15 protein-coding genes and 1 pseudogene are annotated in these 19,858 nt (G+C 54.7%); 13 read left to right on the forward strand and 3 right to left on the reverse strand.

Annotation, left to right across the window (positions count from 1 at the left end):
- The first annotated feature begins 112 nt into the window (after window positions 1-112).
- Both nhaA and nhaR read left to right on the forward strand, forming a co-directional pair.
- Entirely contained in the window at window positions 113-1,288 is a 1,176-nt protein-coding gene (gene nhaA, locus C3406_RS16290) for a Na+/H+ antiporter NhaA (RefSeq protein WP_103823203.1), read from the forward strand.
- A 59-nt stretch (window positions 1,289-1,347) separates the two neighbouring features.
- Window positions 1,348-2,247: a transcriptional activator NhaR gene (gene nhaR, locus C3406_RS16295; RefSeq protein ID WP_103178211.1), complete on the forward strand. Its 900-nt coding sequence runs from the start codon at window positions 1,348-1,350 to the stop codon at window positions 2,245-2,247.
- A gap of 59 nt (window positions 2,248-2,306) precedes the next feature.
- Here nhaR and rpsT read toward each other — a convergent pair whose 3' ends face one another.
- Window positions 2,307-2,570: a 30S ribosomal protein S20 gene (gene rpsT, locus C3406_RS16300; RefSeq protein ID WP_008502037.1), complete on the reverse strand. Its 264-nt coding sequence runs from the start codon at window positions 2,568-2,570 to the stop codon at window positions 2,307-2,309.
- A gap of 154 nt (window positions 2,571-2,724) precedes the next feature.
- Between rpsT and C3406_RS26520 the strand changes: the two are divergent.
- The 6 genes and pseudogenes from C3406_RS26520 to ispH all read left to right on the forward strand — a co-directional run bounded on the left by C3406_RS26520 (window position 2,725) and on the right by ispH (window position 8,683).
- Window positions 2,725-2,892, forward strand: a pseudogene (locus tag C3406_RS26520) (DUF2575 domain-containing protein).
- Between the two features lie 7 nt (window positions 2,893-2,899).
- Entirely contained in the window at window positions 2,900-3,838 is a 939-nt protein-coding gene (ribF, locus tag C3406_RS16310) for a bifunctional riboflavin kinase/FAD synthetase (protein WP_103823205.1), read from the forward strand.
- Between the two features lie 33 nt (window positions 3,839-3,871).
- The gene (gene ileS, locus C3406_RS16315; RefSeq protein ID WP_103823206.1) at window positions 3,872-6,688 is read left to right on the forward strand and encodes an isoleucine--tRNA ligase; all 2,817 of its coding nucleotides are present in this window, start codon (window positions 3,872-3,874) and stop codon (window positions 6,686-6,688) included.
- Window positions 6,688-7,188 (forward strand): signal peptidase II, encoded by a 501-nt coding sequence (gene lspA, locus C3406_RS16320; RefSeq protein ID WP_039030431.1) that lies wholly within the window; start codon window positions 6,688-6,690, stop codon window positions 7,186-7,188. Before ileS ends, lspA begins: the two co-directional genes overlap by 1 nt.
- 93 nt (window positions 7,189-7,281) lie before the next feature.
- Complete coding sequence (fkpB, locus tag C3406_RS16325; RefSeq protein ID WP_103823207.1) at window positions 7,282-7,731, forward strand: FKBP-type peptidyl-prolyl cis-trans isomerase; 450 nt, start codon at window positions 7,282-7,284, stop codon at window positions 7,729-7,731.
- Between the two features lies 1 nt (window position 7,732).
- A complete protein-coding gene (ispH, locus tag C3406_RS16330) occupies window positions 7,733-8,683 on the forward strand; it encodes a 4-hydroxy-3-methylbut-2-enyl diphosphate reductase (RefSeq protein ID WP_028015471.1) in 951 nt (316 codons plus the stop codon).
- A 19-nt stretch (window positions 8,684-8,702) separates the two neighbouring features.
- On the opposite strand, the gene C3406_RS16335 is transcribed toward ispH, so the two are convergent.
- Window positions 8,703-9,605: a LysR family transcriptional regulator gene (locus tag C3406_RS16335; protein ID WP_103823208.1), complete on the reverse strand. Its 903-nt coding sequence runs from the start codon at window positions 9,603-9,605 to the stop codon at window positions 8,703-8,705.
- A gap of 92 nt (window positions 9,606-9,697) precedes the next feature.
- Between C3406_RS16335 and C3406_RS16340 the strand changes: the two genes are divergently transcribed.
- The 5 genes from C3406_RS16340 (at window position 9,698) to C3406_RS16360 (ending at window position 16,710) form a co-directional block, all read left to right on the forward strand.
- On the forward strand, window positions 9,698-10,339 hold the full coding sequence (locus tag C3406_RS16340) for an alanyl-tRNA editing protein (RefSeq protein WP_103823209.1): 642 nt from the start codon (window positions 9,698-9,700) through the stop codon (window positions 10,337-10,339).
- A gap of 280 nt (window positions 10,340-10,619) precedes the next feature.
- The gene (dapB, locus tag C3406_RS16345) at window positions 10,620-11,441 is read left to right on the forward strand and encodes a 4-hydroxy-tetrahydrodipicolinate reductase (RefSeq protein WP_103823210.1); all 822 of its coding nucleotides are present in this window, start codon (window positions 10,620-10,622) and stop codon (window positions 11,439-11,441) included.
- A 455-nt stretch (window positions 11,442-11,896) separates the two neighbouring features.
- Entirely contained in the window at window positions 11,897-13,045 is a 1,149-nt protein-coding gene (gene carA / locus C3406_RS16350) for a glutamine-hydrolyzing carbamoyl-phosphate synthase small subunit (protein ID WP_103823211.1), read from the forward strand.
- Between the two features lie 18 nt (window positions 13,046-13,063).
- A complete protein-coding gene (gene carB, locus C3406_RS16355; protein ID WP_103823212.1) occupies window positions 13,064-16,288 on the forward strand; it encodes a carbamoyl-phosphate synthase large subunit in 3,225 nt (1,074 codons plus the stop codon).
- A 188-nt stretch (window positions 16,289-16,476) separates the two neighbouring features.
- The gene (locus C3406_RS16360) at window positions 16,477-16,710 is read left to right on the forward strand and encodes a YgdI/YgdR family lipoprotein (RefSeq protein WP_103823213.1); all 234 of its coding nucleotides are present in this window, start codon (window positions 16,477-16,479) and stop codon (window positions 16,708-16,710) included.
- A 51-nt stretch (window positions 16,711-16,761) separates the two neighbouring features.
- On the opposite strand, the gene C3406_RS16365 is transcribed toward C3406_RS16360, so the two are convergent.
- A complete protein-coding gene (locus C3406_RS16365) occupies window positions 16,762-19,656 on the reverse strand; it encodes an autotransporter family protein (RefSeq protein ID WP_103826481.1) in 2,895 nt (964 codons plus the stop codon).
- Window positions 19,657-19,858 lie beyond the last annotated feature (202 nt).

The raw sequence follows: 19,858 nt of genomic DNA on the forward strand, positions 1-19,858 counted from the left end.
TAATCAGTTCGAAAAAACTGAGTCTATAGTTAACATTAACCTGCTTTTACCGATGAATATCCGTGCGTATGATGATTTTAACGAAGGATTGTCGTAAAAAGAGAGGGTAATAGTGAAACTTTTGAATCGTTTTTTCCGCAATGAGGCCTCTGGGGGCATCATACTCATGCTGGCCGCAGCCATCGCTATGCTGCTGGCAAACCTGGGCTCAACCCGCGGCCTGTATCACGCTTTTCTGGAAACACCCGTTGAGTTACGCGTCGGCGTGCTGGAAATCAACAAGAACATGCTGCTGTGGATCAACGATGCACTGATGGCGGTCTTTTTCCTGCTGGTGGGGCTGGAGGTCAAGCGTGAGCTGGTCCAGGGCTCCCTGGCAAGCCGTCAGCGCGCGGCGTTTCCGGTGATTGCCGCCATCGGCGGGATGGTGGTCCCGGCCCTCATCTTTCTGGCCTTTAACTATCAGGATCCCATTGCCCGGGATGGCTGGGCGATCCCGGCAGCAACGGACATCGCCTTTGCGTTGGGCGTTCTGGCGCTGTTAGGTAAACGCGTGCCGATGGCGTTAAAAATCTTCCTGATGGCGCTGGCGATCATTGATGACCTGGGCGCAATCGTCATTATTGCCCTGTTCTATACCAGCGAACTGTCGGTGCTGTCGCTGGCGGTTGCGGCGGCGGCCATCGCGGTGCTGGCGCTGCTCAATATCTGCAATGTCCGTCGCATTGGTATCTATCTCCTGGTGGGCATGGTGCTGTGGACGGCTGTACTGAAATCGGGCGTGCATGCCACTCTGGCCGGCGTGATTATCGGTTTCTTCATGCCGCTGAAGGCGCAAGAGGGTAAATCGCCGGCGAAGCAGCTTGAGCACGTGCTGCATCCGTGGGTCGCCTTTATGATCCTGCCGCTCTTCGCCTTCGCAAACGCGGGTGTTTCCCTTGAGGGCGTCACGCTGGATGGATTGATGTCGATGCTGCCGCTGGGGATCATCGCCGGGCTGTTTATCGGTAAGCCGCTGGGGATTGGCCTCTTCTGCTGGATGGCGCTGAAACTGAAGCTTGCTACCTTGCCGCACGGAACCACCTGCCGGCAGATCATGGCCGTTGGCGTGCTGTGCGGGATCGGCTTTACAATGTCGATCTTTATCTCAACACTGGCGTTTGGCGCGAATGCCCCTGAGCTTATCATTTGGGCTAAGCTGGCTATCTTAACCGGATCGCTGTTGGCTGCGTTTGTAGGTTATATGTTGCTGAAGACGAAACTGCCATCGCAGGCGCATCCGGCGTAACGGGACTCCGGGAGGGACAGGCAGCCCTCCCGTTAACACAATCAGGGAGCGAGGATCGTATGTCTCATCTTAACTACAACCATCTTTACTACTTCTGGCATGTCTATAAAGAGGGGTCGGTTGTCGGCGCTGCAGAGGCGCTCTACCTGACGCCGCAGACGATTACCGGGCAGATCAAAGCGCTGGAGGAGCGCCTGCAGGGCAAGCTCTTCAAGCGTAAGGGGCGCGGTATTGAGCCAAGCGAACTGGGTGAATTGGTGTTTCGCTACGCCGACAAAATGTTCACCTTGAGCCAGGAGATGCTGGATATTGTGAATTACCGTAAGGAGTCGAACCTGCTCTTTGATGTGGGCATTGCGGATGCACTATCAAAGCGGCTGGTCAGCGGGGTGCTGGATGCGGCAGTCGTAAAGGATGAGCAGATCCACCTGCGCTGTTTTGAATCGACGCACGAGATGCTGCTGGAGCAGTTGAGCCAGCATAAGCTGGATATGATTATCTCTGACTGCCCCATCGACTCCACGCAGCAGGAAGGCCTTTTTTCGGTGAAGATTGGTGAATGCGGCGTCAGCTTCTGGTGCAGCAATCCGCCGCCAGAAAAACCGTTCCCCGCCTGTCTGGAAGAGCGACGTTTACTGGTTCCCGGGCGTCGTTCGATGCTGGGACGCAAGCTGCTGAACTGGTTTAACTCCCAGGGGCTTAACGTTGAAATTCTGGGTGAGTTTGACGATGCTGCATTGATGAAAGCGTTCGGCGAAGCGCATAACGCCATTTTTGTCGCCCCCACGCTCTATGCGCAGGATCTCTATGCGGATGAGAAGATTACCGAGATTGGCCGGGTGGACAACGTGATGGAAGAGTATCACGCCATTTTTGCCGAAAGGATGATCCAGCATCCGGCAGTACAGCGTATCTGTAATCAGGATTACGCTGCGCTGTTTACGCCACCGGTACTCTGAAGGCATAAAAAAACCCGCGTTAAGCGGGTTCTTTTAAAACAAGCAACAACAAATAGCGATTAAGCCAGTTTGTTGATCTGCGCGGTCAGGTTAGCCTTATGACGCGCTGCTTTGTTTTTGTGGATCAGACCTTTAGCAGCCTGACGATCCACGATTGGTTGCATTTCGTTAAATGCGTTCTGCGCAGCAGCTTTGTCGCCAGCTTCGATAGCTGCGTATACTTTCTTGATGAAAGTACGCATCATAGAGCGACGGCTTGCATTGTGCTTACGAGCCTTTTCAGACTGGATAGCACGTTTCTTAGCTGATTTGATATTAGCCAAGGTCCAACTCCCAAATATGATCTATGTGGACAATTCAAAGGCCGAGGAATATGCCCTCTATACCTTCTTTTGTCAATGGATTTGTGCAAATAAGCGCCGTTAAGGTGGCGACGCTACGTTACGTAGTGATGGCGCAGGATTCTACCAGCTTGTCGTGTCTGAATACAGCTTTTCGGCACAAAAAACGTTATCTGCCGACAGTTTTTTTCGCTCTGAAAGGTCAGCATGATGAAATCATTACAGCTTTCTGTTTTGCGGCAACAATCGCCGGTTAACCTTAACCGCTGTACAAGGTATACTCTGGCGATTTTCACTGTTTTGAGCCAGTCATGAAGCTGATACGCGGCATACATAATCTCAGTCAGGCCCCGCACGGGTGTGTGCTGACTATTGGTAATTTCGACGGCGTGCATCGTGGGCATCAGGTGCTGTTGCAGGGATTGCGTGAAGAGGGACGGGCACGGGGTCTGCCGGTCGTCGTAATGATTTTTGAACCGCAGCCGCTGGAGCTCTTCGCCAGCGAAAAGGCGCCTGCGCGACTGACCCGTCTGCGTGAAAAATTACGCTATCTGGCGCAGTGTGGCGTGGACTATGTCCTGTGCGTCCGGTTCGACCGACGCTTTGCCGCCCTGACGGCACAAAATTTTGTTGGCGACCTGCTGGTCGATCGCCTCGGGGTACAGTTTTTGGCGGTGGGTGATGATTTCCGCTTTGGCGCTGGTCGTCAGGGGGATTTCTTGCTATTACAGAAGGCTGGTCTGGAGTATGGCTTTGACGTCACCAGCACCCAGACCTTTTGCGAAGGCGGCGTGCGCATCAGCAGCACGGCGGTTCGCCAGGCTCTAGCCGATGACGATCTGGATACCGCCGCAAAACTGCTCGGCCGCCCGTTCTCCATTTCCGGACGGGTCGTGCATGGCGATGAACTGGGTCGCACCATTGGTTTCCCTACGGCGAATGTACCGCTGCGCCGTCAGGTTTCCCCGGTCAAAGGGGTTTATGCGGTAGAAGTGACGGGACTGGGTGATAAGCCTTTACCGGGTGTTGCCAATATTGGTACCCGTCCGACAGTTGCTGGCGTGCGCCAGCAGCTCGAAGTGCATTTGCTGGACGTTGTAATGGACCTCTACGGTCGCCATATAGATGTAATCCTGCGTAAAAAAATACGCAATGAGCAGCGATTCGCCTCGCTTGATGAGCTGAAAGCGCAAATCGCGAGAGATGAATTAACAGCCCGCGAAATATTTGGGCTATCGAACCCGGCTTAATGCCTGAGATATAAATACGGAACCGAGAATCTGATGAGTGACTATAAATCAACCCTGAATTTGCCGGAAACAGGGTTCCCGATGCGCGGCGATCTCGCCAAGCGCGAACCGGGAATGCTGGCGCGTTGGACCGATGATGACCTGTACGGCATCATCCGTGCAGCCAAAAAAGGTAAAAAAACTTTCATTCTGCATGATGGCCCTCCCTATGCGAATGGCAGCATTCATATTGGTCACTCTGTAAACAAGATTCTGAAAGACATTATCGTTAAGTCCAAAGGCTTAATGGGCTATGACTCGCCTTACGTTCCAGGCTGGGACTGCCACGGTCTGCCGATCGAGCTGAAAGTGGAGCAGGAGTTTGGCAAGCCGGGTGAGAAATTCACCGCTGCTGAATTCCGTGCTAAATGCCGTGAATACGCCGCCACCCAGGTTGATGGTCAGCGTAAAGACTTTATCCGTCTGGGCGTACTGGGCGACTGGTCGCATCCGTACCTGACCATGGACTTCAAAACCGAAGCCAACATCATCCGTGCGCTGGGTAAAATCATCGGCAACGGCCACCTGCACAAAGGCGCCAAGCCGGTGCACTGGTGCGTGGACTGCCGCTCAGCGCTGGCAGAGGCAGAAGTTGAGTATTACGACAAGACCTCCCCGTCCATCGACGTAGCCTTTGAAGGCGTCGATCAGGATGCGCTGCAGGGCAAATTTGGTCTGCCGGGCGTCAACGGCCCAATCTCGCTGGTCATCTGGACCACCACCCCGTGGACCCTGCCTGCCAACCGCGCGATCTCCCTCTCTGCGGAGTTCGAATACGCGCTGGTACAGGTTGAAGGCCGTGCGCTGATCCTGGCGAAAGATCTGGTTGAGAGTGTGCTGAAGCGCGCGAACATCACTGATTACCAGGTACTCGGCACCGTGAAGGGCGCTGAGCTGGAGCTGATGCGCTTTAAGCATCCCTTCCTCGATTTCGATGTGCCGGCGATCCTGGGCGAGCACGTTACTCTGGAAGCGGGTACCGGTGCGGTACATACCGCCGGTGGCCACGGCCCGGACGACTACAACATCAGCCTGCAGTACGGGCTGGAAATCGCTAACCCGGTTGGCCCGGATGGTGCTTACCTGCCTGGCACATACCCGACGCTGGACGGTGTTAACGTCTTTAAAGCCAACGATATCATCGTCAACATGCTGCGCGACAACGGCTCGCTGCTGCACGTTGAAAAAATGCAGCACAGCTATCCATGCTGCTGGCGCCACAAAACGCCAATCATCTTCCGTGCGACCCCGCAGTGGTTTGTGAGCATGGATCAGAAAGGGCTGCGCGCGCAGTCACTGAAAGAGATCAAAGGTGTGCAGTGGATCCCGGACTGGGGCCAGGCGCGTATCGAGTCCATGGTGGCGAACCGTCCTGACTGGTGTATCTCCCGTCAGCGTACCTGGGGCGTACCGATGTCTCTGTTCGTGCATAAAGAGACCCAGGAGCTGCACCCACGCACGCTTGAGCTGATGGAAGAAGTCGCTAAGCGCGTTGAAGTGGACGGCATTCAGGCGTGGTGGGATCTTGATTCCCGCGACATCCTGGGCGCAGATGCGGATAACTACGAGAAAGTGCCGGATACGCTGGACGTCTGGTTCGACTCCGGATCCACCCACGCCTCCGTGGTTGACGTGCGTCCTGAGTTTGCCGGTCACGCTGCCGACATGTATCTGGAAGGTTCTGACCAACACCGCGGCTGGTTCATGTCATCTCTGATGATCTCCACCGCCATGAAGGGCAAAGCGCCTTACCGTCAGGTACTGACCCACGGTTTCACCGTAGATGGTCAGGGCCGCAAGATGTCCAAATCTATCGGTAACACCGTTTCTCCGCAGGACGTGATGAACAAGCTGGGCGCGGATATTCTGCGTCTCTGGGTGGCATCCACCGACTACACCGGCGAAATGGCGGTGTCCGACGAGATCCTGAAGCGTGCAGCCGACAGCTATCGTCGTATCCGTAACACTGCGCGCTTCCTGCTGGCGAACCTCAATGGTTTCGATCCGGCAAAAGACATGGTGAAACCGGAAGAGATGGTAGTGCTGGATCGCTGGGCGGTAGGCTGTGCCCAGGCGGCGCAGGAAGATATCGTTAAGGCGTACGACTCCTACGACTTCCACGAAGTGGTGCAGCGCCTGATGCGCTTCTGCTCCATCGAGATGGGCTCGTTCTACCTCGACATCATCAAAGACCGTCAGTACACCGCCAAAGCGGACAGCGTGGCGCGTCGTAGCTGCCAGACAGCGCTGTACCACATCGCCGAAGCGCTGGTGCGCTGGATGGCGCCGATCATGTCCTTCACCGCAGATGAGATCTGGGGCTACCTGCCAGGCGACCGTGAGAAGTATGTCTTCACTGGCGAGTGGTATGAAGGTCTGTTTGGCCTGGGCGAAACCGAAGCCATGAACGATGCCTTCTGGGACGAGCTGCTGAAAGTGCGCGGCGAAGTGAACAAGGTCATCGAGCAGGCGCGTACTGACAAGAAAGTGGGCGGCTCTCTGGAAGCGGCAGTAACCCTGTACGCTGAACCAGGACTGGCAGCGAAGCTGACGGCGCTGGGCGATGAATTACGATTTGTCCTGTTGACCTCCGGTGCAAAAGTTGCGGATTATGCCGATGCGAGCGCTGATGCCCAGCAGAGCGAACTGCTCAAAGGGCTGAAAGTGGCGCTGGCGAAAGCCGACGGCGAGAAGTGCCCGCGCTGCTGGCACTACACGACCGATATCGGCAAGGTGGCGGAACACGCAGAGATCTGCGGACGCTGTGTCAGCAACGTCGCCGGTGATGGCGAAAAACGTAAGTTTGCCTGATGAGTAAATCACTCTCTTCAACAGGGCTGCGCTGGCTGTGGCTGGTGGTAGTCGTGCTGATTATTGATTTGGGCAGCAAGTACCTGATCCTCCAGAACTTTGCTCTGGGGGATACGGTTCCGCTGTTCCCGTCGCTTAATCTGCACTATGCGCGTAACTATGGCGCAGCGTTTAGCTTCCTGGCGGATAGCGGCGGTTGGCAGCGCTGGTTCTTTGCAGGTATCGCTCTCGGTATCTGCGTAGTGCTGGCCGTGCTGATGTACCGCGGAAAAGCCACGCAAAAGCTGAACAACATCGCCTACGCGCTGATCATTGGCGGCGCGCTGGGTAACCTGTTCGACCGTCTGTGGCACGGCTTTGTGGTCGATATGATCGACTTCTATGTCGGCAACTGGCACTTCGCCACCTTCAATCTGGCCGATACGGCGATTTGTATCGGTGCGGCGCTGATTGTGCTGGAAGGCTTCTTGCCGAAGCCCGCAGCGAAAGAGCAGGCGTAACAAACCCGCCGGGCGGCGCTACGCTTGCACCGGCCTACGATGAGTAGGCCCGGTAAGCGCAGCGCTACCGGGCAAAATGAGTGAGCACTCTGCATGTCTAAATCCGTACAGTCCAACAGCGCGATGCTGGTTCATTTCACGCTGAAACTCGATGATGGCTCCACGGCGGAGTCTACCCGCAATAACGGCAAACCGGCGCTGTTCCGTATGGGTGACACCTCTCTGTCTGAAGGTCTTGAGCAACAGTTGCTGGGGCTGAAAGAGGGGGATAAAAAAAGCTTTTCACTGGAGCCGGATGCGGCGTTTGGCGTGCCGTCCCCGGACCTGATCCAGTACTTCTCGCGTCGTGAATTTATGGATGCAGGAGAGCCTGAGATCGGGGCGATTATGCTCTTTACCGCTATGGATGGCAGCGAAATGCCAGGTGTGATCCGTGAAATCAACGGCGACTCGATTACCGTTGACTTCAACCATCCGCTTGCCGGGCGTACCGTTCATTTTGATGTAGAAGTGCTGGAAATCGATCCGGCACTGGAGGCCTGAAATGCAGATCCTGTTGGCTAACCCGCGCGGCTTCTGCGCCGGTGTAGACCGCGCTATCAGCATTGTTGAAAACGCGCTGGAGATCTACGGCGCGCCGATTTACGTGCGTCATGAAGTGGTACACAACCGCTACGTGGTGGATAGCCTGCGCGAGCGTGGGGCGATCTTCATCGAGCAAATCAGCGAAGTGCCGGACGGCGCTATTCTGATCTTCTCCGCGCACGGCGTTTCCCAGGCCGTGCGTAACGAAGCCAAAAGCCGCGATCTGACCGTCTTCGACGCTACCTGTCCGCTGGTAACGAAAGTGCATATGGAAGTGGCCCGCGCCAGCCGCCGTGGTGAGGAATCGATCCTGATTGGTCACGCCGGTCACCCGGAAGTCGAAGGCACCATGGGACAGTACAGCAACCCGGAAGGGGGGATGTATCTGGTTGAGTCCCCGGAAGATGTCCTGACGCTGAACGTGAAAAACGAAGCCCGTCTGTCGTTTATGACGCAGACCACGCTTTCGGTTGATGATACGTCGGATGTGATTGACGCCTTGCGCCAGCGCTTCCCGAAAATCGTCGGGCCGCGTAAAGATGATATCTGCTACGCAACCACTAACCGTCAGGAAGCGGTGCGCGCTCTGGCAGAACAGGCGGACGTAGTGCTGGTGGTCGGCTCGAAAAACTCCTCTAACTCCAACCGCCTGGCCGAACTGGCACAGCGAATGGGCAAGGCGGCGTTCCTGATCGACGACGCGACGGACATCCAGGAAGCGTGGGTTAAAAACGCAGCCTGTGTCGGTGTCACCGCAGGGGCTTCCGCGCCGGATATTCTGGTGCAGAACGTGATTGCCCGCCTTCAGGAGTTGGGTGGAGGTGAAGCCGTTCCGCTGGAAGGGCGCGAAGAGAACATCGTCTTCGAAGTCCCGAAAGAGCTGCGTATCGACGCCCGCGAAGTAGAATAAGATTTAAAAATGCCAGTCATCAGATGACTGGCATTTTTTCATTCAGATAGTTGATCATGGCTCGCATTCTGGCTGGCATATGCTTGTTACGCGTCCAGAGCAGCCATAAATCGCCCGAATAGCTGCTGATAAACGTCCACTCCGGCAGAACCTGTACAATTTCCCCTTTTTCAAGCGCCTCACGTGCCGTAAACAGCGGTAAACTCCCGATGCCTACATGATGTTTGACCGCATCCAGCCGCACGCCCGTGTGGTTGGCCGCGTAGCGGCCGTGCGTCTGGACAATCTCCGTTTTTCCCTGCGAGGTAAATTTCCAGCGTGAATCGGCCGGGGTTTCACCGAGCGAAATACAGCTATGCCCCCGGAGGTCGTGCGGATGCTGAGGCGTGCCTGCGCGACGAAGGTATTCTGGCGTCGCGCAAATAATATGGGTTACCGGCATCAGCGGTTTTCCGTACAGGCCTGGCGAAGGGGTATCGGTGATCCGTAATGCCAGATCGACACCGTCATCGATCAGATCCATGTAGCGATCTTCCAGGCGCAGGCAGACATCTATTTGCGGATAGCGCGCCAGGAATGCAGGCATCAGCGGATGGATCACGAAGCGTCCCACGGCTTTCGGTACGCTTATCGTGAGCTTTCCCTGCGCAATGGTTTGCAGACTGCTGCCGGAATCCATTGCCTGTTGGGCCGCGTCCAGCATATCCAGGGCATGTTCATAAACCGATTTTCCGGTTTCGGTAAGTGCCAGCTTGCGCGTGGTACGGTTCAGTAACTTACACCCCATCTCCTTCTCCAGGCGTGAAACACAACGGCTGATCGCCGAGGGGGTCGCGCCCGTAATACGGGCTACGGTTGAAAAATTGCCGTGTTCAACGATGGTCACGAAGGTTGCGAGATCGGGAAGCAGTGCAGGTTTCATTTGTGCGTACCAGGCAAGAGTGCATTGTTTGAAAGGCCAATTATCGATGCTTAAGTGATGAATATACTGTCAGGATACAGAGGAGAACAACCATGACAGAACGACTTTATTACACCAGTGAAGCGACGGAAGGCCGCGCGAAAGTCATCCGTTGCACTGAAGAGGCGGATGGCCGTTACGCCGTCGAGCTGGATCAAACCCTTTTCCATCCGCAGGGCGGCGGACAACCAGCAGATCGGGGCTACATCGCCGGGATCGCGGTGGAGAGCGTGAACCTGCGTGGAGAGCAGGTCATTCACATTCTGGCCCGGCCGCTTGTGCCAGGCGAGGTGGACATTCAGGTGGATAAAAGTGCGCGGGTGCGACATTCCCGCTGGCACAGCGCAGGCCATTTGATCGGTTATGCCGGTGAGCGATGCGGTTGGGAACCGGTAAAAGCCCACCACTGGCCCGGTGAAGGACGAATTACCTTTACGGCCCGGGACCTTAAGAGCGCAATGCCTGATGCCAGCGCGCTAATCGCCCTTATCAACGGCTGGAAAGCGGATAATCTGCCCCGTCATACAGAAATGGAAGCGGGCAGACGCAAGGTTCGCTTTGGCGATCTTCCGGCTTATTCGTGTGGCGGAACGCATGCTAGCCAACTGGCGGAAATAGGTGAAATGGAGATCCTGGGGATGAAAATAAAAAAAGGGCAGCTGGTGGTCACTTATGCCCTTCACGAGCAGGCTTAACTGGAGTGTGATTAATCCGACAGGGCGCAAGGCTTGAAAGGAGGTAGGGCTGTTAATCTTGTAAGCTTGCCATGTTGTCCTGCCCGGGCCGGAGATAACCTCCTGCCCCCTACGCTGGCGGTGCATGAATCGTGCGGTTTTCGCTGACGCCTATATTTTTTACTGATATCTGACCCGTTTTATCATTAAATTCTAATTATCGGCGTTTTCAGATGGCGGCAATCTTGCTGGCTGGTTACTCTGGAAGCGATTTACATCATTTTAACGTAAGAGAATAACTATGCATGATGCACAGGTCCGTGTCGCAATTGCGGGCGCGGGTGGCCGTATGGGCCGTCAGTTAATTCAGGCTACGCTGCAGATGGACGGCGTTGCGCTTGGCGCCGCGCTGGAGCGCGAAGGCTCTTCTTTATTAGGCGCGGATGCCGGTGAGCTGGCAGGCGTGGCTAAGACGGGCGTCACCGTGCAGAGCAGCCTTGATGCAGTAAAAGATGACTTTGACGTGTTTATCGATTTTACGCGCCCGGAAGGCACGCTGCATCACCTGGCGTTTTGCCGCCAGCACGGCAAGGGCATGGTGATCGGCACCACCGGTTTTGACGACGCGGGCAAACAGGCGATTCAGGATGCGGCGAAAGTCATCCCCGTCGTATTTGCGGCCAACTTCAGCGTGGGCGTGAACGTGATGCTCAAGCTGCTGGAGAAAGCGGCGAAGGTGATGGGTGACTATACCGATATCGAGATCGTTGAAGCTCACCACCGCTACAAAGTGGACGCACCGTCAGGTACGGCCCTGGCGATGGGCGAGGCGATTGCCCAGGCGATGGATAAGGATCTGAAAGCGTGTGCCGTCTACACCCGTGAAGGCCATACCGGTGAACGCGTCCCGGGCACCATTGGTTTTGCCACGGTGCGTGCCGGTGACATTGTAGGCGAACATACCGCGATGTTTGCCGATATTGGTGAGCGCGTTGAAATCACCCATAAGGCTTCCAGTCGTATGACTTTTGCAAATGGGGCTGTTCGTTCTGCTGTTTGGTTGAAAGGCAAAAAAGATGGTCTTTTTGACATGCGTGATGTGCTCGATCTTAACAATTTATAATCATAGTTACCCTTCGTGATGTGGTTATTGCAGTCGTAATTACTTGATTGCAGAGGGCAATATTTTATTGCCCTTTAATTTTAAGATTTTTAGCGTCATTTCTAAGTCAAACCTCTATAACTCTTCTTTTTCCCCTCTATTTTTGTTTCATTCTTGTGAATTTTGACCAAATGGTCCACTTTTTTGGACCGCAACGGCAGTTCTAACAATAAAATGGGTTCGCAAGCGTTTTCCCAGGTGATTTAGTTGATCTTTTTGCCCGTTAACAACTCTCTTTCCCACCAGTGGCATAAAAACGACAGACAAAACCTACTTTTTAAGTTGACTTTCCCCTGCTAAATCTCCAGAATGCCGCCGTTTGCCGAAAATCCACTGGCAGCAGATTTGCATTGATTTGAACCTTGGTTATGAATTAATATGCAAATAAAGTGAGTGAATATTCTCTGGAGGGTGTTTTGATTAAGTCAGCGCTATTGGTTCTGGAAGACGGAACCCAGTTTATCGGTCGGGCCATTGGGGCAACAGGTTCGGCGGTTGGGGAAGTCGTTTTCAATACTTCAATGACCGGTTATCAAGAAATCCTCACTGATCCTTCCTATTCCCGCCAAATCGTCACTTTAACTTATCCCCATATTGGTAATGTCGGCTCTAACGCCGCTGATGAAGAGTCCTCCCAGGTACATGCACAAGGTCTGATCATTCGTGACCTGCCGCTGATTGCCAGCAACTACCGCAATACCGAAGACCTCTCTTCTTACCTGAAACGCCATAACATCGTGGCGATTGCCGATATCGATACCCGTAAGCTGACGCGTCTGCTGCGTGAAAAAGGTGCCCAGAACGGCTGCATCATCGCTGGCGACAATCTGGATGCGGCTCTGGCGCAGGAAAAAGCCAAAGCCTTCCCGGGTCTGAACGGTATGGATCTGGCAAAAGAAGTGACCACCGCTGAGTCCTACAGCTGGACGCAGGGGAGCTGGACGCTGGCTGGCGAACTGCCGGAAGCGAAAAAAGAGGAAGAGCTGCCGTTCCACGTGGTGGCCTACGACTACGGCGCCAAGCGCAACATCCTGCGTATGCTGGTGGATCGCGGCTGCCGCCTGACCGTTGTGCCGGCCAAAACCCCGGCAGACGAAGTACTGAAGATGAACCCGGACGGGATCTTCCTCTCTAACGGCCCGGGTGACCCGGCGCCGTGCGACTACGCTATCGACGCGATTAAAGCTTTCCTTGAAACCGACATTCCGGTATTCGGCATCTGCCTCGGCCATCAGCTGCTGGCGCTGGCGAGCGGTGCGAAAACCGTGAAGATGAAGTTCGGTCACCACGGTGGTAACCACCCGGTGAAAGATATCGACAACAACACGGTAATGATTACCGCACAGAACCACGGTTTTGCCGTCGATGAAGCCTCCATGCCTGCCAACCTGCGCGTCACGCACAAGTCGCTGTTCGATGGCACTCTGCAGGGCATTCATCGTACCGACAAACCGGCGTTCAGCTTCCAGGGACACCCGGAGGCAAGCCCAGGCCCGCACGATGCCGCGCCGCTGTTCGATCACTTCATCGAACTTATCGAGCAATACCGTAAGACCGCTAAATAATCAGGAGCCGAGAAGACCATGCCAAAACGTACAGACATAAAAAGCATCCTGATCCTTGGCGCTGGCCCGATCGTTATCGGCCAGGCCTGTGAATTTGATTACTCTGGCGCCCAGGCGTGTAAAGCCCTGCGTGAAGAGGGTTATCGCGTTATCCTGGTGAACTCCAACCCGGCCACCATCATGACCGACCCGGAAATGGCCGATGCGACCTACATCGAGCCGATTCACTGGGAAGTGGTACGCAAAATCATCGAAAAAGAGCGTCCGGATGCGGTACTGCCAACCATGGGCGGACAGACGGCGCTGAACTGTGCGCTGGAGCTGGAGCGTCAGGGCGTGCTGGCTGAGTTCGGCGTGACCATGATTGGCGCCACCGCCGACGCGATTGATAAAGCAGAAGACCGTCGTCGCTTCGACGTGGCAATGAAAAAAATCGGCCTCGACACCGCACGTTCCGGCATTGCACACAATATGGAAGAGGCGCTGGCGGTTGCCGCTGACGTGGGTTATCCGTGCATCATCCGTCCTTCCTTCACCATGGGCGGCACCGGCGGCGGTATCGCTTACAACCGTGAAGAGTTCGAAGAGATTTGCGCCCGTGGTCTGGATCTTTCTCCAACCAACGAGCTGCTGATTGATGAATCACTGATCGGCTGGAAAGAGTACGAGATGGAAGTGGTGCGTGATAAAAACGACAACTGCATCATCGTCTGCTCCATCGAAAACTTCGATGCCATGGGCATCCACACCGGTGACTCCATCACCGTGGCGCCCGCCCAGACCCTGACCGACAAAGAGTACCAAATCATGCGTAACGCCTCGATGGCGGTACTGCGTGAGATTGGCGTCGAAACCGGCGGCTCTAACGTGCAGTTCTCGGTTAACCCGAAGAACGGTCGTCTGATTGTTATTGAGATGAACCCGCGCGTGTCCCGCTCCTCTGCGCTGGCATCGAAAGCCACCGGCTTCCCGATTGCTAAAGTGGCGGCGAAACTGGCGGTGGGTTACACCCTCGACGAGCTGATGAACGACATCACCGGCGGGCGTACTCCGGCCTCGTTCGAACCGTCTATCGACTACGTTGTGACCAAAATTCCTCGCTTCAACTTCGAGAAATTTGCTGGTGCGAACGACCGTCTGACCACCCAGATGAAATCTGTCGGCGAAGTGATGGCCATTGGCCGCACCCAGCAGGAGTCCCTGCAGAAAGCGCTGCGCGGCCTGGAAGTGGGCGCCACCGGTTTCGACCCGAAAGTGAGCCTGGATGACCCGGAAGCGCTGACCAAAATCCGTCGCGAGCTGAAAGACGCGGGCGCTGAGCGTATCTGGTATATCGCCGACGCTTTCCGTGCGGGCATGTCCGTCGATGGCGTCTTCAACCTGACCAACATCGACCGTTGGTTCCTGGTGCAGATTGAAGAGCTGGTGCGTCTGGAAGAGAAGGTGGCAGAGCTGGGTATCAACGGCCTCGACGCTGACTTCCTGCGCATGCTGAAGCGTAAAGGCTTTGCCGACGCGCGTCTGGCTAAACTGGCGGGCGTACGCGAAGCGGAGATCCGCAAGCTGCGTGACCAGTACGACCTGCACCCGGTCTACAAGCGCGTGGATACCTGTGCGGCAGAGTTTGCGACCGACACCGCCTACATGTACTCCACCTATGAAGACGAATGTGAAGCGAACCCGTCCGTTGACCGCGACAAAATCATGGTGCTGGGCGGCGGTCCAAACCGTATCGGTCAGGGCATCGAGTTCGACTACTGTTGCGTACATGCCTCCCTGGCGCTGCGCGAAGACGGTTACGAGACCATCATGGTCAACTGTAACCCGGAAACCGTCTCGACCGACTATGACACCTCCGACCGCCTCTACTTCGAGCCGGTAACGCTGGAAGATGTGCTGGAAATCGTGCGTATCGAGAAGCCAAAAGGCGTTATCGTGCAGTACGGCGGCCAGACTCCGCTGAAGCTGGCCCGTGCGCTGGAAGCGGCAGGTGTACCGGTCATCGGCACCAGCCCGGATGCGATTGACCGTGCAGAAGACCGCGAACGTTTCCAGCACGCCGTAGACCGTCTGAAACTGAAACAGCCGGCTAACGCCACCGTCACCACCATTGAGCAGGCGGTTGAGAAGGCTAAAGAGATCACCTACCCGCTGGTGGTGCGTCCCTCCTACGTGCTGGGTGGCCGCGCAATGGAAATCGTCTACGACGAAGCCGACCTGCGCCGTTACTTCCAGACGGCAGTCAGCGTCTCTAACGATGCGCCAGTTCTGCTGGACCGCTTCCTGGACGATGCGGTCGAAGTGGACGTGGATGCCATCTGCGACGGCGAAAGGGTGCTGATTGGCGGCATCATGGAGCACATCGAGCAGGCGGGCGTGCACTCCGGCGACTCCGCATGTTCTCTGCCAGCCTATACGCTGAGCAAAGAGATTCAGGACGTAATGCGCGAGCAGGTGCAGAAACTGGCCTTCGAGCTGCAGGTGCGCGGTCTGATGAACGTGCAGTTTGCGGTGAAAGACAACGAAGTCTACCTGATTGAAGTCAACCCACGTGCGGCACGTACCGTCCCGTTCGTCTCCAAAGCCACCGGCATCCCGCTGGCGAAAGTGGCGGCGCGCGTGATGGCTGGCCAGACGCTGGCGCAGCAGGGCGTAACCAAAGAGATCATCCCGCCGTACTACTCGGTGAAAGAGGTGGTGCTGCCGTTCAACAAGTTCCCGGGCGTTGACCCGCTGTTAGGGCCAGAGATGCGCTCTACCGGTGAAGTCATGGGCGTGGGCCGTACCTTCGCGGAAGCGTTCGCCAAGGCGCAGTTGGGCAGTAACTCCACCATGAAGAAACAGGGCCGTGCGCTGCTCTCCGTGCGCGAAGGCGACAAAGAGCGCGTGGTGGACCTGGCGGCGAAGCTGCTGAAGTATGGCTTTGAGCTGGATGCGACCCACGGCACCGCGATTGTGCTGGGTGAAGCGGGTATCAATCCGCGTCTGGTGAACAAGGTGCATGAAGGTCGTCCGCACATTCAGGACCGTATCAAGAATGGCGAATATACCTACATCATCAACACCACCGAAGGGCGTCAGGCGATTGAAGACTCCAAGCTGATTCGCCGCAGCGCGCTGCAGTACAAAGTGCATTACGACACTACCCTGAACGGCGGTTTTGCGACAGCGATGGCGCTGAACGCGGATGCCACCGAGAAGGTTATTTCTGTGCAAGAGATGCACGCGCAGATTAGCAAGTAACAAGCCTGTTATCGTAGGCCCGGTAAGCGAAAGCGACGCCGGGCAAACGGCGGGTGGCGCTTCGCTTACCCGCCCTACGATGGCTGCCTCCCTCTTCAGAACCTTCTGCTTTCTCATCTCCCATCAGTCAGTTAGCCTAAAATTATCAGGTCGATAATTAAATCCAACTGAAAAGCAGGGAGAACACCATGCGAAAGAATCTTTTTCTGACTTCAATTTTTACTGCCGCAGCACTATTCACCGTTGCAGGTTGTTCGTCTAACCAGGCGGTGAAAACTACTGACGGTAAAACTATCGTCACCGATGGAAAACCGCAGGTAGATGACGATACTGGAATGATGTCTATTGATAATGCCGAAACCGGTCAGACGGAACAGATTAACCGCGATCAGGTGAAATCCATGGGTGAGCTGGATAACTGATAAAAAAATGCAGTGGCCTGCGCCACTGCATCGGTTATTGCGGTAACAGGATTACCAGCGGTGATTTAACAGGATATGACCGCCATAGGCGTCGTAGCTGTTTTCACCCCATTCGCCGCTGGCACGCAGTGAAATCAGAGTGGTTTCATTCAGCTTGCCTGTTACGCCCAGCTCCAGCTGCGCCCGATCGTCCGGCGTATCGTTGCTGAACGCTTCGCCGTTAAAGGCGATGTCGTTCTGTCCGGCGCCTTTCAGCCAGTTGACCGCGACGTAAGGCTGCCACGCCTGCACATCTTTCTGGTCAAAGTAGCTGGTTTTCACCCCTACGCGGCCAAGTACGCCGTCATTATCAAGGGTGGAGATCCGTACGCCATCGGCATCCTTATGATTTTCCTGATCCAGATAGCTATAGATAGCCTGGATTTGCGGCTCGATTTTCCAGGTTCTTTCGTTCTCAGAGGCAACCACCCAGGCATGGCCCATTTCGATCGACGCAGCGAAACCGTTGCTGTCATAGGATTCGCTGCTGCGCTTATCGCCATTCACCGTATTGTGATACCAGCTAAACGCGGTCCAGGTATCGATATAGTTGCCTGTGCGTAATGCCGGATCTTCCTGCCAGGTAGCGTACAGCCCGACGTTCACACCATCGACTTTACCCTGCGCGCTACGGGAGTTGTAGCGTGCTGTGGAGTCGGTTTTCGCCTGACCTGCACCGAACATCATCCCGGCGTGCAGCACCCCTTGATCCATCTGCTTACTGATAAAATCACTACCGACCTGCATAACGAGTTCGGTCGTGTCGTAGTTCACTTTGCCGCCAGCGATATCGTTATCGTGATAACGGCCTTTGACATACATCCAGGTATTCAGATCCTCGCCATTGCGCAGGGTCAGCTGATCGCGGTCGTCACGTTTATGCAGGAACATATTCTGAGCGGCAAGATAGTTACCCAGGTAAGCACCGACTTCCGGTGCCATCACCTCTGGAACGTCAGGCGTATTATCCCCGCCATTATCGTTGTTGCCGCCATTGCCGCCGTTATCGCCGTTGTCGCCGTTACCGCCGTTGTCGCCATTGCCACCGTTGTCGCCGTTGCCGCCGTTATCACCGCCGTTGTCATTGTTGTCGTCTCCACCGTCCTGGTTGTCGTCGGAAGGTGGGGTTTTGGATTCCAGATACCAGTTGCCATCACTCTTCTGGTTCAGGTTATATTCCCAGGCGCCTACAACGGCAGGTTTAGCTAAGGTAAATGCCGCCTCGGAATTGCCTCCCACGCTGATAATCTCGATCCCGTTAACGGTTTGCGCGCCGAGGCCACCAATGTTGCTGAGTTGAATGCCGGATGCGCCGGCGCTATTGCCAGTGATAGTCAAGTGATCGGTACTTGAACTGTCATCACCGAGAATGCTATTCATTACGAGCTTGCTGCCGCTCACGCCGGTGTAATCGCCGTTGATGGTGAAGTTATTACCCACGTAATTGTTGAGGCCGCTAATTTGCAGCGTGCCGCTGTTGGTAACGTTTCCGTTGATGGTGTTAGCCGTCGGAGAACTGGTCGCGTTGTTACCGGCTACGGCATTCCATGAGGCCAGCACGCCGCCGCTCAGGATATCGATATTGTTATTAACAACGCCTGCGCTGGCGAAAGTTGCGCCGTCGTCAACGGTAATGGTGGCCGTGTTGCCTGCACTGCCCAGGGTTGCGCCCTCGGCCACCAGCGTGGTGCCGCTGCTCAGTAGCGTATTGCCGGTGTAGCTGTTGTTGCCGGTCAGGGCCAGGATGTTAGCATCGGTTTTGGTGACGCTGCCTGTGCCGGTAATATCAGAAGCGAAGGTAGAATCGGAGCCCTGATTAAAGGTGAACGTGCCGTTATTGGTTATGGCCCCGGTCAATGAGCCGGTATTCGTGCCATCACCTAATTGCAGCGTAGCGTCGTTGGCAATAAGGGTATTTCCGGCGCTATTTTTCACATCGCCTGCCAGCGTCAGTTTACCCGTGTTGACCTTAATCGAGTCGTCTGAACCGATCACATCGACATTGCCAGTCAGGGTCCAGTCAGTGCCGTTCATGGTCAGCGACGCAAAGCCGTCACCTTCCGTCAGGCCGCGGAAGTTACTGTCTTCTGAGCCTTCATCACGTAATGTTAAGGTATTTGTTTTGGAATTTGTTGAGATGACATCGCCATCAAGCACAGATCCCTTTCCCAGGGTCAACGTGTTAGTTTGGTTACTTTCAAATAATACTGCACTCTCTGAGCCCTTTATCAGGCCATTGTTACTGAGTAGAAGTCTGTGATTACCGGACGTGATAACACCGTTAATGGCACCTTCTATCGTTCCGTTATTATTAAGGGTACTTTTGCCTGCATTAACAAACTCAGCACCGTTCCCCGTGCTGCCTTTTAAAATATTCGCATTATTGAGTATGATGCTCGCGTCGGCTGAGAGCGCGGTTTTACCTTCGATAGTGCCTGTTGCGGTATTAGCGATGGTGACGTTGCTTGAATCTTCCAGAATTTTAATACCATACTCTGCGCCACTAATTTTCCCTGCGTTGTTTATTTCCCCGCCCATGTTGACGACGCTAATTCCGTTAGCACCGGTGGACTCGATCAGCGCGTTTTCCTGATTATTCACCTCCATTGTTTGTGAACCTGCAGATATCCACATTCCGTCTCCCACGCCGCTCACCTGTCCGGCGTTGGTGACACTGACGACAACACCATCAGTAATAGTTACAGTGGGAGTATTAGTGGAGTTATTAATGCTGATGCCTTCAAGGATGATGTAGGCACTGTCAGAAGAAAATATTTGGGGGCTATCCGTTGAGCCACTAATGGTGGTTTCGGCGGTTGCCATTAACGGGGTAACTAAGAGTAAAGCGGGGAAAAGACTTTTTAGTAATCTTGTAGTCTTATTTAATTGCGGGGTTTTGCTTTTCATTGCCACATCCATTTTGTGATAAAAGGACGTGTATTTTAATAAGGGGGTAAATTATTGTAAATACTTGTTTTATAAGGCTAATTAAATTGCTTAAAATTGAAATTATTGATTCTAAAACCACTTGTGTATATCAATTCATATTAAATGATGAATTAATTTAAAGTTAATTGCTCAGTATTTTTTATTTTTACTGGTTTATTGA

This window comes from Leclercia sp. LSNIH8 (assembly GCF_002920195.1).
Taxonomy (GTDB): Bacteria; Pseudomonadota; Gammaproteobacteria; order Enterobacterales; family Enterobacteriaceae; genus Enterobacter.